This window comes from Emticicia sp. CRIBPO (assembly GCF_009905725.1).
Lineage (GTDB): Bacteria > Bacteroidota > Bacteroidia > Cytophagales > Spirosomataceae > Leadbetterella.
On record NZ_JAAAKV010000005.1, the window covers coordinates 145728 to 161314 of the forward strand.

A 15587-nucleotide genomic window follows, 5' to 3' on the forward strand; every position below is an offset into this window, starting at 1 on the left:
TTTAAAATGGATTATCTTTCATGAATAGACAATGGGCGAAGCCGGAGATAAGAGCCGTCACGTTTTGAAAAATCCGCCCTGATTTCTGCAAGAATCGACAAGGCAATTTCTTCAGGACTTACTGCCCCGATGTCCAGTCCAACGGGAGCATGAATCCGCTCCATGTCTTTCAGGGTGATGGAGAAACCTTCTTCTGAAAGTTCTTTGAAGATCCTTTCTGCACGCACCCTGGGACCCAGCATTCCGATAAAGGGTACCTCTGTCTGCAGGACTAGCTTCAGGTTTTGCCGGTCTGTTTTCAGGTCGTGAGACATCAGGATAATGGCCGTGTAAGCATCGGTCAGTAAGCTTTCTGACTGATCTGGAGTAATTACGGCATTGGCAGTCTGGTGTATTTCTTTGTTTATTTTCAGGGGATTGGCTACGACAGTAGTTTTAAAACCAAGCTCCCTTGCCAGTTTTGTCAGCGGCAGGATATCATATTGGCCTCCCATTAAAATCAGGTGGGTTTCAGGCGGCAGAATCTCTATAAAAAATTCTATTTTCTGATTTTCGACTGGCTCAAACGCTTTGGGAAGGGACTTACCCAGGATCTTGTAGTGTTCAACCCGTTCAGAGACCATGTCTGCAAGGACGGGTTGGTTGAAAATATCAAGACTGCTTCTATCTACATATTTAAAAGTCTGACCCTGTGAAAAATCCCCTGAAAATCCCTGAAGGGACGTGACCGTCAGTAAAATATTGGTTTTCCGTTCCCCTTCAATACACTTTTTGAGAACTTCAACGGGGTTATCCGGGTCATCCCTGTCGAGCGGAGAAAATAGTACATCAATAATGCCATTGCAGCCTAAGCCCACACCTATCTGGTGTGAGTCATCTTCCGAGGTGTCATAAGTTACCAGGCTGGGCTCTGATTTGGCAATGGCGTATCTTGCTCGCTTGAGGGCATCACCTTCAAGGCACCCTCCACTTATTCCTCCAAAGAAAAGTCCATTTTCCAGCACAAACATCCGGGCACCGACCCTCCGGTAAGAAGAGCCCTCAACTCTGACCACCGTAGCCAGGGCAGCTTTAATGCCTGACGGCTCAAAATCATCATAGGCTTTTAAAATGGCTTTTATTTCCTTCATAGATATTCTTTAGAAATCAAAAATAAGGAGTTTATGGTAATTCCGGAAGGTATATACAAGAAAAAGCCCCGGAAGAAATTTCCCGGGGCAGTATAAAAGACTTCAGATTAACAAACTCATTTTTTATAAGGCAATGTCCCGATCAGATTGTCAGCAGAGCGGTTGGCCAGGTACTGCGGTGTATCCATCCTGTTGCTGATAGATTGGAAAGATTGGTTTGACCAGACCATTTCCCGGGTTTCGGCATCAAATATTTTAAAAGTAGTAGTGATGCCATTGTTCATAGGCATTTTGAAAGTAGAGTAATCCATTTCGGATTCTCCCCAGATGACAGCATCCACACCCAGGATACGGGCAAGTGTTCCTTTTTCAAATGACCTTAGCTGAGAAAACCTTATACCTTCTTTTTCAAGGGTTTTATTGGTGGTGATAAAATCCTGTATGGTAAAGTCAAACTTCCCTTTGTTGATTTTTTTGGTCAACCGGAGGAAAGTATTCTTTTGAAGATCAATTCCCGCCAGTCTTTCCTGCTCAGTCCAGTATTCCTGTCCTTTTGAGCGGTTGCCGAATTGCGTCTTTTTGTAGTCTTCGCTGATGCTGACGTAAAATGGAAGAATAGCAATCCTATGATGTTTGGCAAGGATTTGTGCTGCTCCGTCGGACATAAAAGGCTTGTGAACACTGCAAGAAGTCACTATGACCAAAACAAAGGCCAGCCCTAAGATAAAATTTATTGATTTGTTCATGACAATGTATGTTTGAGTCAGAGAAAATTTTAAGAACCAGGCCTCCTCTTCCCTGTTTCACCTGCAATTTATTCATCAAACGGAAGAAAGGAAAGCACCTGAGTCTTATAACATATATTAAACTATAATTACGTAAATTTATTTTAGATCAGGGGGATTATTTACAAGTTATTAATACAGAAAAGGATGGATATTTCTGATTTCAATGCCGGAGATTTTATCGCTTGAGACAGAAGTGCTTCCCGGTCGGGAGGGGATCCTTTTTAACAGGATATCTTTATAATGATAAATTCTCCTTAAATTTGTGCAAAAAATCAATTGATTATATGAAAGCATACGTTTTCCCGGGACAGGGAGCACAGTTTAGCGGAATGGGCAAGGGTTTGTATGAAACCTCTGAAAAAGCAAAAGCCCTTTTTGATCAGGCTAATGAAATCCTGGGATTTGACATTACCAAAATAATGTTTGAGGGTACTGATGAAGAACTCAAGCAAACCAATGTTACCCAGCCTGCCGTGTTTTTACATTCGGTGATTATGGCCTCTACTATTGAAGATTTCAAGCCGGAGATGGTGGCGGGTCATTCATTGGGAGAGTTTTCTGCTCTGGTGGCTGCGGGGGCTTTGTCGTTTGAAGATGGTCTCCGGCTGGTAGCCAAAAGAGCTGCTGCGATGCAAAAGGCATGTGAGCTTAACCCTTCAACCATGGCGGCCGTTTTAAACCTGTCAGACGAAAAAGTGGAAGAAGTTTGTGCACAGGTGGCTGCTGATACCGGTGAAGTGGTTGTGGCTGCCAATTATAACTGCCCGGGCCAGCTGGTGATTTCAGGAAGTATCGAAGGTATCAATATTGCCTGTGAAAAAATGAAAGAAGCCGGAGCCAAAAGAGCTCTTGTATTACAGGTTGGCGGAGCATTCCATTCTCCGCTGATGGAGCCGGCACGTGAAGAGCTGGCCGAAGCCATCAAAAATACAGCGATTAAACCGCCGGTTTGTCCGATATATCAGAACGTAAATGCACAGCCATCTCAGGACGTGGAGGTGATTAAGGCGAATCTTATCGCCCAGCTGACTGCCCCCGTTAGATGGACACAGTCGGTTCAAAACATGGTTTCCGGAGGTGCAACATTGTTTACAGAGTGCGGTCCGGGCAAAGTTTTGCAGGGTCTCGTAAAAAAAATCGCTCCGGAAGCAGAGACAGCGGGAGTTTGAGAGTGTTGATTTTCAGGGCTTTTGGAAAAAGAGATAAAAAAAATGAAGTTTTAATAACATTTTTTTGAAATTCTGTTTGGAAAGAAGCGAATAACGACATAATTTTGCACCCACATTTCAGGATTGGCCTGTGGTGTAATGGTAACACAGAAGTTTTTGGTACTTTTATTCAGGGTTCGAGTCCTTGCGGGCCAACATCAAGAGTCGTCAATTTTTTGACGGCTCTTTTTCGTTTTAAGCATAATTGCAAGATTATTAATCTATTAATTTGGTAGATTAATATTAAAAAGATACTTTTGTAATCCGAATGACAAAAATTTCAGGCATATGAGTTTAATTTCATCAGAAGACACTTCAGTGGAACCAAAAGAAGAAGCACAACCAAAACAGGAACAGGCGGAAGATAAAAAGAGCTCTGTAAAAACTTATATTTACAGGGCTTTGACGGCTTTAGGGTGGATGATAGGCGGGCACATTCTCTTCAGTTTTTTACCATATGATTATTTTGGCGAGAAAATCGTTCAGCTTTGGGGCAGCCTGGATTCACAGATTCTGATCTTTATGCTGGGTGGTTTTGTAGCACAGATGATTGATGGGGCTCTAGGGATGGCTTACGGTGTAAGTGCTACCACTTTCCTGTTGTCGTTTGGTATCAGCCCGGCAGCGGCCAGTGCCAGCGTTCACGCCTCGGAGATTTTTACCAGTGGCGTTTCGGGTCTGAGTCATTTGAAGTTTGGGAATGTCAATAAAAAACTTTTCAGACACCTGTTGCTACCCGGCGTGCTGGGGGCCATTATCGGGGCCTATGTCTTGTCTTCTTTTGAACAGTACAATCAATACATCAAACCGGTTGTGGCGATCTATACGCTTTATCTGGGGATCAGGATCATCAGAAAAACACTGATCAAGAATATCAAAAAGAAGCCGATCAAGAGAATCGGCGTTTTAGCCTGGTTTGGCGGATTCCTGGATTCTATCGGTGGCGGAGGATGGGGCCCTATTGTGAGTTCTACCTTAATCGCAAACGGAAGAAACCCGATTTACACGATCGGTTCTGTGAACCTGACCGAATTTTTTGTAAGCCTTGCAAGCTCCCTCACCTTCATTGCTTTTATCGGATTTACCCACTGGCAGGTTATCCTGGGTTTAATCCTGGGTGGTGTTATCGCGGCACCTCTGGCGGCTTACCTGGTAAGGAAAGTCCCGGTAAAACCATTGTTTATTTTTGTAGGGATTGTCGTGATCATCGTTAGTTTAAGAATATTATATAAATCTATTGAAAGCTGGTAACCTACCGGCAGAGTGATAAAAAAGGCCCTTCAAAGGGCCTTTTTTATTGGGTAAAATCCACAGATCTCATTCGTTATACCTCTGCAGATTTTTATTGACTTTATTTCAGGTCGAGATACGGGGAGACAATGCTGTGTTCAATCAAGACCGCAATCAGACTGCCCTGAGGGGCTTTTGGGCCGGTATTTCATAATCTTTTAAGGTATTTGATAGTAAGGCCGTTAAAAACCCATATTTTTGCAAAAAATTTTTGAAAATAATATTCTTACGATGACCAAAAAAATACAGTCGGCTCTTATCTCAGTTTACTACAAGGACGGGTTAGATAAAATTGTAAAGCTTTTACATGAGAACAATGTTGAAATCTATTCAACAGGCGGAACGCAATCATTTATTGAAGAACTGGGCATTCCGGTCATCAGGGTGGAAGACCTTACTTCTTATCCTTCTATATTCGGAGGAAGGGTTAAAACACTTCACCCGAAAGTTTTTGGTGGTATTCTGTATCGTCGCGACAATGCAGATGACGTAGAAACGGCTGCTAAATTTGAAATTCCTTCTATTGACCTGGTTATTGTAGACCTTTATCCGTTTGAAGAAACGGTGGCTTCAGGAGCTTCGGAAGATGATATTATAGAAAAAATCGACATCGGGGGTATATCGCTGATCCGCGGAGCGGCTAAAAACTTCAACGATGTTCTGATCGTTTCATCCAGAAATCAATATGACGAGGTATTCAATATTCTGAGCGAAAAAGGCTGTGCAACAGACCTTGAAGACAGAAAAAGATATGCCAAGGAAGGCTTCGGTATGAGTTCTCATTATGATTCTGCTATCCATGCCTATTTTGCGGGTATTGACGATGGCGGAAACTTCAGGTCTCAGAAACAGACGCCTTTGAGATACGGAGAGAACCCGCACCAGTCAGCGGCGTTCTACGGTGACCTGGAGGCCATGTTTGAGCAGATACACGGCAAAGAGCTGTCGTACAACAACCTGATGGATGTAGACGCCTGTGTGAAGCTTATTGAAGAATTTGAAGCCCTGACATACGTTATCGTAAAACATAATAATGCCTGCGGTGTGGCTTCTGCCGAAACTTCGAAACAAGCCTATCTGAATGCCCTGGCCTGTGATCCTGTTTCTGCCTTTGGCGGTGTGATCATTACCAATGCAAAAGTTGACCTGGCTACAGCAGAGGAGCTGCACCAGCTATTCTTCGAAATACTGATAGCTCCGGAATTTGATGAAGACGCCCTGGCAATTCTTAAAAAGAAGAAAGACAGAAGACTTTTGATCAGGAAATCGGTAAAGACTTCGAAAAAACAATTCAGAACCTTGTTGAATGGTGTTCTGGAGCAGGATAAAGACCTTTCGACAGAAACGGCGAACGATTTTACAACCGTAACCAATATCGCCCCTACAGAAGAACAGGTTAAGTCACTTGAATTTGCCCTTAAAATCTGTAAGCACCTGAAGTCGAACAATGTGGTTCTGGCTAAAAACGGACAGATGCTGGCTTGCGGAGTGGGACAAACCTCGAGAGTGGATGCCCTGAAACAGGCTATCGATAAAGCTAAGGAATTCGGCTTTGACCTTAATGGCGGTGTAATGGCCTCAGAGGCATTTTTCCCTTTCCCTGATTGTGTGGAAATTGCCAAAAATGCGGGTATTGCTGCGGTGGTTCAGCCGGGAGGTTCTATCCGTGACCAACTTTCTATTGATTATTGCAACGAAAACGGCGTGGCTATGGTAACTACCGGAGTCAGACATTTTCTACATTGATATCGCAACAAAACCAAAAAGACACATAAATGAAAGTACAATTTTATGGGGCCGCTCAACGGGTAACCGGTAGCAAACACCTGCTCACTACTGCCAAAGGAACTAAAGTTTTATTGGATTGCGGGTTATTTCAGGGTATAGATACCAGCCAGTTGAATCTGAACTTCGGATTTAACCCCCAGGAAATTGATTATTTGATTTTGTCTCATGCCCATATTGACCACACAGGACTTGTTCCGCGTCTGATCAGAAAAGGTTTCAAAGGCACGATATATAGTACCGCTGCTACGAAAAGCCTTTGTGAGATCATGCTGCTTGATTCTGCCAAAATCCAGGAAAAAGACCTGGAGCGGGTAAATCAGAGAAGGGTTAAAAGAGGAGAGGAAGCACTGGAGTTGCTTTATGATGAAGAAGATGTCGCTGCGGCGATGAGTCTTTTCCAGACCATGCCTTTAAACGAAGGGTTTTTTCTTGAAGAGGGTTTCAGATTAGAATTTTACAATGCAGGACATATCTTAGGGAGTACGGGGATAATGGTAGATTATGAAGAAAATCATATTACCAAACGACTGTATTTTACCGGAGATATCGGCAGACCCAACGATAAAATACTCCGCAGCCCGGATAAATTTCCACAGGTTGATTACCTGATCTGCGAGTCGACTTACGGAGACAGGCTCCACGAAACAGAACTGGACATGAAGTCCCATTTGCTGGACATTGTGTATAAAACCTGTGTCGGTAAAAGAGGCAAGCTGATCATACCGGCATTTGCTGTTGACCGTACGCAGGAACTTGTTTTTGCCCTGGACCAGCTGGAAAGTGAAGGGAAACTGCCTCGTATCCCGGTTTATGTTGACAGCCCCTTGTCTGTCAAGGCCACCTATGTCATGAAAAAGCACCGGGAAGATTTTAACAAAGATATTCTTAATTATATTGAAAGAGACGGCGATGCTTTTGGTTTTGAAAACCTGCATTACATTACGGAAGTAGAGCAGTCCAAGGCTCTTAACCTCTCAGAAGAACCTTGCATCATTATCTCTTCGTCAGGAATGGCGGAGGCCGGTAGGATAAAACATCACATTGTCAATAATGTAGACAATCCTAAAAATACGATCCTGATCGTCGGGTACTGCTCTCCGGGCTCTCTGGGAAATGAACTGAAAAGCGGAAAGAAGACCGTAAAGATATTCGGACAGGAAAAAATAGTAAGGGCAGGAGTGGAGATAATGGATTCGTTTTCTGCTCATGCAGATTACAGCGAGATCCTTGAATTGCTGACCTCATGCCAGGACCCTTCAAAAATCAAGCAGCTGTTTTTGGTTCATGGAGAGATAGACACACAGCTTGTGTTTAAAAAGCACCTGGAAGATGCAGGTTTCAGAAACATTATTATTCCTCAGCAGGGAGAAGGCTTTGAAGTATAGATAATTTTCGGGTATACGTCACCTTAATATTTAAAAATTAAAGAAGTATGAAAAAAATCGCATTCCTGTTGATTTGTTTAATAGTTTCGGTGAGTTCTTTTGCACAAATCCAGAAGCCTTCCAAATGGACATTTTCTGCTCCGTCAGCCAAAGCTAAAGTGGGGGAGACCATAGACCTGGTTTTCACGGCGAAAATTGACCAGGGATGGTATATGTACTCTTCAGAACTTAAAGTAGAGGGACCTATGCCGACAGAAGTGGTATTTGTGGCTGACAACTCTTTTAAGCCTGTTGGTAAACTTGTAGCTGTGAATCCGAAAGAAAAGTATGATGATGTATGGAACGGTAAAATCAGCTATTTCGTAAAAGAGGCGAAATTCATTCAGAAAGTAAAGATTCTGAAGGCAAATCCTAGAATAGAAGGTAAAATAAACTGCTACACCTGTACCGAAAAAAGCGGAACATGTGTACCCAGTAAAGATAAGTTCAGTTTTGATGTAACTACGATCTGATCAGCCTCGGAGTTTTTTCAGGGCGTGATTGGAGAACACAAACTCATCCAGTTCCTTTATGTCTGAAGAAAGAATAGTCTGGCTGTCACCCTCCCAGACTTTTTTGCCTTTATAGAGGAACATGATGTAGTCACCAATCGAAAGAACAGAGTTCATATCATGGGTAATGATGACCGTCGTGATTTTATATTCGTCGGTAATTTCCTTGATCAGCTCATCTATTTTGATGGAAGTCAACGGATCAAGACCACTGTTAGGCTCATCACAGAAGAGGTATTTAGGGTTCATCACAATGGCCCGGGCAATGCCAACCCTCTTTTTCATCCCACCGGAAATTTCTGAAGGCATTCTTTTGCCGGTCCCTTCCAGTCCGACACGTTGCAGACAAAACTCTACCCGGTCTTTTTTCTCGGATTCCGGCATGTTCGTCAGCATATCCAAAGGAAACTGTATGTTCTGATGCACCGTTTGCGAATCGAATAAAGCCCCGCCTTGGAAAAGAACGCCCATTTCACGGCGTATGTCTTTTTTATCTTCTTCTTTCTGATTCAGGAATTCGCGATTGTCATAAAGAACCTTTCCTTTTTCGGGTTGAACAAGGTCCAGCATACATTTAAGCAGTACACTTTTACCTGTTCCTGAAGCACCAATCACGAGACTGGTTTCGCCTTTCTTAAAAACACCGCTGATATCGTCCAGTACAACACGGCCATTGAAAGCCTTACTGATATTTTTTATTTCGATCATGTCAATAATTCTGCTAGTAAATAATCTGCAATCAATACCGCGATACAGCTGTTGGTTACAGCTGCGGTACTTGCCTGTCCTACTTCCAGTGCCCCGCCTTTTGTATTGAAGCCTTTATAAGCAGAAATAGTGGCTATTAAAAATCCGAATACAATAGACTTGATGATGGCAATCGTGACGTTAAAAGGGATGAACGAGAACCGGATTCCATAAATGTATTGTTCAGGTGTCAGGATTCCCGAGAGTGTTCCGGCGAGGTAGCCTCCCATAATTCCCAGAAAACCTGAGAGTATTGCCAGTAAAGGAAAAGTAAAAATAGCGGCTAAAACCTTGGGAAGGACCAGATAAGAGGCAGAGTTGATCCCCATTACCTCCAGAGCATCTATCTGTTCGGTGATTCTCATGGTGCCGAGTTCCCCGGCGATGTTGGATCCGACTTTTCCGGCCAGAACCACGCACATGAAGGTAGAAGACAATTCCAGCAGGGTCATGTCCCTTACAATATTACTTACGATATATTTCGGAATGATAGGGCTGACGAGGTTGGCATAGGTCTGAACACAAACCACAGCCCCGATAAATAATGCAACGATAGAAATGATATTAACCGAACCGATACCGATACTTACACATTCATCAATAAATCTTTTCCAATACACTCTTGAAGATTCACGTCGTATGAACAGGCTGCCGATGAATATAAAAAACTTCCCAATAATGGAGAACATATTCTTTTGAGATTTACAATTTGTGCAAAGTTAATGATAAGGAGGTCTTTGCGGCCAAACTCTTTTGATTATTTGATGAATAACAATTTAAATTTAATTATAATTTGCTGTTAAGCCTAAAAATCTCAGGTCTAAATGATTTTACACGGATCTGATGCAGGAATTACCTGAAGGAAGAGTAACGCAAGCGGTTTTTGAATTATCTTTGTTTTACGGGTTTTTGAGCGATTCACCTCCTCAAAGCTTTCATTTATTTCAACCATTCTTATAAAAAATGACAAGATTAAATCTCAGAAAAAACCAGCAGTGTTACTTTTTTAGTCTGCTTTTCTTTACCGGAGTGATGATTTCCGCCTTTCCGGTTTTTTCCCAGGCCAATGTGATTATCCCCATTGAATCAAAAAACAACGCGATTGTATTAAAAACAGATGCGGATGGCAGGCCCGGCATTATTTATTTCGGCAAAAAAATCTCCAATGTTTCTGAGTACCAGCTCATTCCGAAATCATTCAGAAGGGGAGATGATTATTCCGGAATCCTTAATTCTGCCTATACCCCTGCAGGTTCAAGAAACCTGGTTGAACCCGCCATCCAGATAGCTCATACGGACGGCAACTTATCTCTTGACCTGGTGTATGTGGTTCATTCGACTGAAAAAACAGATGACAATGTTTCTATTACAAAGGTGATACTGAAGGATTCGAAGTATGCGGTAGAGGTGACGCTTTACTATAAGGTTTATGCCAATGAGGATGTTATTGAGCAATGGTCGGAAATAAAGAATAAAGAAACCGGCAATATCAGGATGCAGAAATATGCTTCGGCAAATTTGTACCTGACGGCAGAAAATTATTACCTGAGGCATTTCCATGGCGATTGGGCTAAAGAGATGATTCCGGAAGAAACGAGGCTGACGTCAGGCATCAAAGTACTTGACTCAAAGCTCGGAACAAGAGCCAATCTTTATCAGCCGCCGACGTTCATGGTTTCGCTGGACAAAACGGCGTCTGAAAACGAAGGGAAAGTTCTATTGGGATCCCTTGAATGGTCCGGAAATTTTAAGATAGATCTGGAGGTTGATCCGTTGAATAACCTGAGGGTAATTGCCGGGATTAACCCGTTTGCGTCTGAGTATACCCTTAAGCCGTCTGAAAGTTTTGTAACGCCGGCATTCTTATACACCTATTCTGAAAACGGGAAAGGAGAAGCCAGCCGTAACCTGCACAACTGGGCCAGAAAATACAGGATTCTGGATGGAAACGGATCAAGATTGACACTTCTTAATAACTGGGAAGCCACTTATTTTGATTTTACGGAAGCCAAACTGGCTGAACTGATCAAAGATACCAAAAAACTGGGTGTAGATATGTTTTTGCTGGACGACGGGTGGTTTGGAAATAAATATCCGAGAAACAATGACAGGGCAGGACTGGGAGACTGGCAGGAAAACGTTAAGAAGTTGCCTAGCGGTATCGGTTACCTGGTAAAAGAAGCTAAAAATAACGAAGTCAAATTCGGGATCTGGGTAGAACCGGAAATGGTAAGTCCTAAAAGTGAATTGTATGAAAAGCACCCTGACTGGGTGATTAAACAACCCGGCCGGTCAGAGCATTTATATCGTAATCAGCTCGTTCTGGACTTAAGTAATCCCGAAGTCCAGAACTTTGTATACGGTGTTCTGGATAATATCCTGGTTAAGAATCCCGAAGTGGCTTTCTTTAAATGGGACTGCAATGCGGTGATTTATAACGCCTATTCAGGTTATTTGCAAAACCAGTCTCATTTTTATGTAGAATATGTCAAAGGACTGTACAAGGTTTTGGAGAAACTGCGAGCAAAGTATCCTAAACTACCGATGATGCTTTGTTCCGGCGGAGGTGGTCGTGTGGATTACGGTGCCCTGAAATATTTTTCAGAGTTTTGGCTGAGTGATAATACCGATCCGCTGGAAAGGGTATTTATTCAGTGGGAATACTCGTATTTTTATCCGGCGATAGCCCATTGTAATCATGTGACTGATTGGGGTAAACAACCGATCAAATTCAGAACGGATGTGGCCATGATGGGTAAACTCGGTTTTGATATTGTGGTAAGTCATCTTAATGAAAAAGACCTTAAGTTTTGCCAGGAGGCGGTGGTGACTTATAAGTCGATCAGTGATGTGGTCTGGCATGGTGACATGTTCAGGCTGGCAGATCCCCGTGAGAATGACTTTGCCTCATTGATGTATGTGAATGAGGCTAAAAGCCGGGCGGTCATGTTTAATTACCTGGTGGAGAGCCGGTACGGTGACGGGACGCTCTCTCCGATAAAGCTTGGCGGTCTGGATCCTAAAAAGAAATACCAGGTTAAGGAAATTAACTTATATCCGGAAAGCAGATCGAGATGGACAAATCCACAGTCGTTTTCAGGAGAGTATCTGATGAAAATAGGGGTAAATCCGGATGTTAATACCAGGAGAACAAGTGTGATCCTTGAAATTACGGAAGAGAAATAAGTTAAGTAAAAGGCCGGGAAATATTTCCGGCCTTTTACTTTTTCTTAAGAATGAGAAACAAAGAACTTCCGAAAGGAGCTCTTTTAAACAGTCTTTCTTCCAGCTTCACAATGTTATAGAGGATGGAATTGACCAAAGTAGAGGGCATTTCCACGTCAGACTTTATGTTATCAAGATCTACAAGTTTTAATTTTATCTGAAGCCGCTGAATACTTCGTATCAATAATATCAATGGAGAGAGGAAAAGACTCCAGTAAGTATGGCTATGGACATTAAAAACCCCCGATACATTGGAATAGCCTGTAAAATCATCAAGGCGAAACCTTTTTTTACTACCTACAGCTATGTCATGTGTTCCGGAAAATATTTCAAACGCATTATTGTTGGAAATCAGGAAGCCCCCGGGAGATAGTTTAGAAAATAACCCCTTAAAAATTCCAGAGATCTCAGAGTCTTCAAACTGATACAAAACGTCATTGCAGATAATGATATCGAATACCTGGTCCGTGAAATATTCAGAGATTTTAGTAATATCAATTTGCGAGACATCAAAGCCCCTGCTTCTGCTAAGGGAGACGGCATCTTCAGAAAAATCAAATCCTTTGCAATGATCGTATCCGTTGTTTCGCAGGAAGGCAATCAGGCCGCCCGTTCCGCACCCCGCATCAAGAATTTTGATGTCTTTGGATAATTGTCTGGCCTGGATAAATGCCAGGACTTTTTCATGAAGAATTTTATACCACCAAAGCTTTTCTTCGGCATCAAACATGGCCTGGTATTCACTACTGTTGATCAGCATGGGTATGGAAAATTTTCTCTTTGATCACAAATTGCGGAAGCCCGCTGATATTCATATAGGTTTTACCAATGTACTCGCCCATAACAGAAATAGAACATAAAAGAACGCCGCACATGAATATAACTACTGGAGAGCCCCATTCTTTGATGATGTTTAGAAAATAAAGAGCCATGATTCCTAATGAAAAAAAGATGGAGAAGAGGCCTGCAAAAAGGGTAAGTCTTAAGGGTATAAGGGAGTATCCAAACAGAATGGTTAAAAACAGGGAAATCAGTTTGCGGGCTGAGTAATTGGATTCGCCATGTAACCTCTCTTTGTGCTCAACCAGCACCTTTCCGATGTTATTGGTTACCTGGAAGATCATCCCGTCAATATAAGGATAGGGGTTTTTATATTTGACAATCTCCTGTACCACTTCTCTTGAAATCAGCTTGAAACTGGACAGGTAAAGGTTTTTATCCTTTTTAAGCAGGTAAGTAGTCAGATAATTAATCATCACGCTGCCCATATTCCTCACAAAAGAATGCTCCTTCTGAGTATAGTAACTGTAAACAACGTCATGATTTCCTTCAATGGCTTTATTGTAGAGTTTAATAATTTCGGAAGGAGGATTCTGGAAGTCGTCGTCAATGATGACAGCATACCGGCCACGGATATAATTCAGACCACATATGACCGCATTGAATTCTCCGAAGTTTTTACGGAGGGTTATAAAGTTAATATTCTCATGGTTCCGGGCCAGTTCTCTGCAGACATTTTCAGAATCTTCCGGACAACCGTCTACTACGAGTATGACTTCATATTTCAGGCTGTCAAGCTCCTGCTGGAGTGATTTTACCAGGTGGCCAATACTTAAATGACCTTTGTAAACAGGAATAACGACAGAGAGCTCGGTGTTCATCAATATTGATTTAAAGTAACTATGATATAGTTGATTTCTTCATGACTTAAATAAGTGTTGAGTGGAATACTGGTAACTTCAAGATGGATTTTTTCGGTAATTGGAAGGGTAAGGTAGCTGAATTCTTCCAGGGCTTTTTGCTGATGTGGCGGAATGGGATAGTGAATATCAGATTGTATTCCCGCATTTTCAAGATATTTTCTGAAATGTTCACGGTTTTCTGTTCTCACAACAAATAAATGCCAGGCATCTTCGAGGATAGTATCGGCAGGGGGGAGGACAATCTTAGGGTTGTTGATGTGAGTCAGATATCTCTTGGCGATGCTTCTTCTCTTAGCGTTTTCCTCGTCCAGGCGGGATAATTTTAAAGACAGTATGGCTGCCTGAAGTTCATCAAGCCGGCTGTTCAGGCCTTTTTGAGCAAAATGGTATTTTTGAGAAGAGCCGTAGTTTCTTCTTTCGGCTATTCTATTGGCCAACGCCCGGTCATTGGTTACGACTGCCCCGCCGTCTCCCAAAGCACCCAGGTTTTTAGTAGGATAAAAACTGAAAGCCGCGGCATCGACAAGTCCGGCAGATTTTTGGTTTTTGTACAAAGCCCCATGTGACTGGGCTGAATCGGAAATCAGTTTCAGATGGTACTTTTTACAAAGGGCTTTTATGGAGGTCAGTTCACAGCTCTTTCCATACAGCTCAGTGACCAGAACAGCCCTGGTGGAAGAAGTGATATTTTCTTCTATTTTATCAGGGTCAATAAGATAAGTGGATAGCAAGGGCTCTACAAAGACAGGTCTGTACCCTGCCTGAATGACGGCGAGAATTGTTGCAAAATAAGTATTGGCAGGAACAATTATTTCCGATCCTTCCGGGAATTCAAAACATTTTAAGATCAGGTGAATGGCATCAAGTCCATTGGCTGTGCCAACACAAAAATTACTTTCACAGTAGTCGGCAAACAGTGTTTCAAATGCTTTTACTTCGGGACCCAGAATATACCAGCCAGAGGCCGAAACCCTTTCAAAAGCTTCCGAAATCTCAGGAAATAAAGGCGTGTTGACGAGCTTTAAATCTAGAAAAGGAATTTTCATTTTTGGCTTTAGGATAGGGAGTATCTATATAATCGGCTTTGTCGTAAGTTTCATTGGCAATGACGAGCAGAATAGAGCCTTCGGAGAAGTTGTCCATTAAGTGCCAGTCTTTAGGTTCCAGAATAAGGCATTGATTGCTTGAGTTTAGCTGATAAAACTCTTCAGAAGATCCATTGTCAACAAATACGCGGCATTCTCCTTTAAGGCATACCAAAGCCTGCCAGGTTTTGTGATGTCTGTGTCCGCCTCTTACAGATCCTGAGGGAACATCGCAGATGTAGAAAACTCTTTTAATCGCAGTTGGGAAGATTTTTTCAAGAACAGTTAAATCTCCGGATTCCGATTTAAAAGAATCGAGTTGTAATAACGTCGCCATGGGGTGGTAAGTTAAGGTATTATATTATTTTTAGTAAGTGACGAAAGCAAAGGCAACATCATTTTATCGCCTTTTTATTTAGTAAAACGGATGATGAATGTAATCAAATTATTATTAGTAAAATCACAGCAAACTAAAATACAAAAAAAAACTTCTTTTTTAAACTTTAGATGAATTAAAATAAGAAAAATAACAAAAATTACATGAAAAGTAATAAAATTTTTACAATAAATCTTTTCAAAAAGGTTTTTAAAGTATTTTTGATAAAATAATGAAGCGTGTAGTCGTATAGCCATGTTTAGTCGTCGTAATATTTATAGTCGGCTGGTCGATTGTAATATACGAATAGT

At 42.0% G+C, this 15587-nt stretch carries 14 protein-coding genes and 1 tRNA gene; 7 read left to right on the forward strand and 8 right to left on the reverse strand.

All coding sequences use genetic code 11. The annotated features are described in order from the left end of the window. Positions 1–11: 11 nt before the first annotated feature. Both GVN16_RS11765 and GVN16_RS11770 read right to left on the reverse strand, forming a co-directional pair. Positions 12–1130 (reverse strand): XdhC family protein, encoded by a 1119-nt coding sequence (locus GVN16_RS11765; RefSeq protein ID WP_166564098.1) that lies wholly within the window; start codon positions 1128–1130, stop codon positions 12–14. 116 nt (positions 1131–1246) lie between these two features. After that, positions 1247–1876: a hypothetical protein gene (locus GVN16_RS11770; RefSeq protein WP_166564099.1), complete on the reverse strand. Its 630-nt coding sequence runs from the start codon at positions 1874–1876 to the stop codon at positions 1247–1249. A 326-nt stretch (positions 1877–2202) separates the two neighbouring features. Between GVN16_RS11770 and fabD the strand changes: the two genes are divergently transcribed. The 6 genes from fabD to GVN16_RS11800 all read left to right on the forward strand — a co-directional run bounded on the left by fabD (position 2203) and on the right by GVN16_RS11800 (position 8101). Then, a complete protein-coding gene (gene fabD, locus GVN16_RS11775) occupies positions 2203–3087 on the forward strand; it encodes an ACP S-malonyltransferase (RefSeq protein WP_166564100.1) in 885 nt (294 codons plus the stop codon). Positions 3088–3211: 124 nt separating this feature from the next. Beyond that, a tRNA-Gln gene (locus tag GVN16_RS11780) sits at positions 3212–3282 on the forward strand. A 132-nt stretch (positions 3283–3414) separates the two neighbouring features. Further along, complete coding sequence (locus tag GVN16_RS11785; RefSeq protein WP_166564101.1) at positions 3415–4377, forward strand: sulfite exporter TauE/SafE family protein; 963 nt, start codon at positions 3415–3417, stop codon at positions 4375–4377. 270 nt (positions 4378–4647) lie between these two features. Then, complete coding sequence (purH, locus tag GVN16_RS11790; protein ID WP_166564102.1) at positions 4648–6162, forward strand: bifunctional phosphoribosylaminoimidazolecarboxamide formyltransferase/IMP cyclohydrolase; 1515 nt, start codon at positions 4648–4650, stop codon at positions 6160–6162. A gap of 29 nt (positions 6163–6191) precedes the next feature. After that, a complete protein-coding gene (locus GVN16_RS11795) occupies positions 6192–7589 on the forward strand; it encodes an MBL fold metallo-hydrolase RNA specificity domain-containing protein (protein ID WP_166564103.1) in 1398 nt (465 codons plus the stop codon). Between the two features lie 47 nt (positions 7590–7636). Further along, the gene (locus GVN16_RS11800; protein WP_166564104.1) at positions 7637–8101 is read left to right on the forward strand and encodes a protein-disulfide reductase DsbD domain-containing protein; all 465 of its coding nucleotides are present in this window, start codon (positions 7637–7639) and stop codon (positions 8099–8101) included. Here the strand turns inward: GVN16_RS11800 and GVN16_RS11805 are convergent, their stop codons facing one another. Together GVN16_RS11805 and GVN16_RS11810 are read right to left on the reverse strand one after the other, a co-directional pair. Continuing rightward, a complete protein-coding gene (locus tag GVN16_RS11805) occupies positions 8102–8848 on the reverse strand; it encodes an ABC transporter ATP-binding protein (RefSeq protein WP_166564105.1) in 747 nt (248 codons plus the stop codon). Beyond that, positions 8845–9576, reverse strand: a complete 732-nt coding sequence (locus GVN16_RS11810) for an ABC transporter permease (protein ID WP_166564106.1) — start codon at positions 9574–9576, stop codon at positions 8845–8847. Before GVN16_RS11810 ends, GVN16_RS11805 begins: the two co-directional genes overlap by 4 nt. Positions 9577–9850: 274 nt before the next feature. Between GVN16_RS11810 and GVN16_RS11815 the strand changes: the two genes are divergently transcribed. Next, on the forward strand, positions 9851–12073 hold the full coding sequence (locus tag GVN16_RS11815) for an alpha-galactosidase (protein ID WP_310587429.1): 2223 nt from the start codon (positions 9851–9853) through the stop codon (positions 12071–12073). A 34-nt stretch (positions 12074–12107) separates the two neighbouring features. On the opposite strand, the gene GVN16_RS11820 is transcribed toward GVN16_RS11815, so the two are convergent. The 4 genes from GVN16_RS11820 to GVN16_RS11835 are packed head-to-tail and all read right to left on the reverse strand — an operon-like array spanning position 12108 to position 15237. Next, positions 12108–12872, reverse strand: coding sequence for a bifunctional 2-polyprenyl-6-hydroxyphenol methylase/3-demethylubiquinol 3-O-methyltransferase UbiG (locus GVN16_RS11820; protein ID WP_166564107.1), 765 nt, complete (start codon positions 12870–12872; stop codon positions 12108–12110). Next, positions 12856–13773 (reverse strand): glycosyltransferase family 2 protein, encoded by a 918-nt coding sequence (locus GVN16_RS11825; RefSeq protein WP_166564108.1) that lies wholly within the window; start codon positions 13771–13773, stop codon positions 12856–12858. The genes GVN16_RS11820 and GVN16_RS11825 overlap by 17 nt, the downstream gene beginning before the upstream one ends. Further along, on the reverse strand, positions 13773–14861 hold the full coding sequence (locus GVN16_RS11830; protein WP_166564109.1) for a DegT/DnrJ/EryC1/StrS aminotransferase family protein: 1089 nt from the start codon (positions 14859–14861) through the stop codon (positions 13773–13775). The genes GVN16_RS11825 and GVN16_RS11830 overlap by 1 nt, the downstream gene beginning before the upstream one ends. Then, entirely contained in the window at positions 14809–15237 is a 429-nt protein-coding gene (locus tag GVN16_RS11835; protein WP_166564110.1) for an FdtA/QdtA family cupin domain-containing protein, read from the reverse strand. The genes GVN16_RS11830 and GVN16_RS11835 overlap by 53 nt, the downstream gene beginning before the upstream one ends. Between the last annotated feature and the right edge of the window lie 350 nt (positions 15238–15587).

Coding starts and splice junctions, on each gene's coding strand:
- GVN16_RS11765 (WP_166564098.1), bottom strand. CDS start 1,130: ATGAAGGAAATAAAAGCCATTTTAAAAGCCTATGATGATTTTGAGCCG.
- GVN16_RS11770 (WP_166564099.1), bottom strand. CDS start 1,876: ATGAACAAATCAATAAATTTTATCTTAGGGCTGGCCTTTGTTTTGGTC.
- fabD (WP_166564100.1), top strand. CDS start 2,203: ATGAAAGCATACGTTTTCCCGGGACAGGGAGCACAGTTTAGCGGAATG.
- GVN16_RS11785 (WP_166564101.1), top strand. CDS start 3,415: ATGAGTTTAATTTCATCAGAAGACACTTCAGTGGAACCAAAAGAAGAA.
- purH (WP_166564102.1), top strand. CDS start 4,648: ATGACCAAAAAAATACAGTCGGCTCTTATCTCAGTTTACTACAAGGAC.
- GVN16_RS11795 (WP_166564103.1), top strand. CDS start 6,192: ATGAAAGTACAATTTTATGGGGCCGCTCAACGGGTAACCGGTAGCAAA.
- GVN16_RS11800 (WP_166564104.1), top strand. CDS start 7,637: ATGAAAAAAATCGCATTCCTGTTGATTTGTTTAATAGTTTCGGTGAGT.
- GVN16_RS11805 (WP_166564105.1), bottom strand. CDS start 8,848: ATGATCGAAATAAAAAATATCAGTAAGGCTTTCAATGGCCGTGTTGTA.
- GVN16_RS11810 (WP_166564106.1), bottom strand. CDS start 9,576: ATGTTCTCCATTATTGGGAAGTTTTTTATATTCATCGGCAGCCTGTTC.
- GVN16_RS11815 (WP_310587429.1), top strand. CDS start 9,851: ATGACAAGATTAAATCTCAGAAAAAACCAGCAGTGTTACTTTTTTAGT.
- GVN16_RS11820 (WP_166564107.1), bottom strand. CDS start 12,872: ATGCTGATCAACAGTAGTGAATACCAGGCCATGTTTGATGCCGAAGAA.
- GVN16_RS11825 (WP_166564108.1), bottom strand. CDS start 13,773: ATGAACACCGAGCTCTCTGTCGTTATTCCTGTTTACAAAGGTCATTTA.
- GVN16_RS11830 (WP_166564109.1), bottom strand. CDS start 14,861: ATGAAAATTCCTTTTCTAGATTTAAAGCTCGTCAACACGCCTTTATTT.
- GVN16_RS11835 (WP_166564110.1), bottom strand. CDS start 15,237: ATGGCGACGTTATTACAACTCGATTCTTTTAAATCGGAATCCGGAGAT.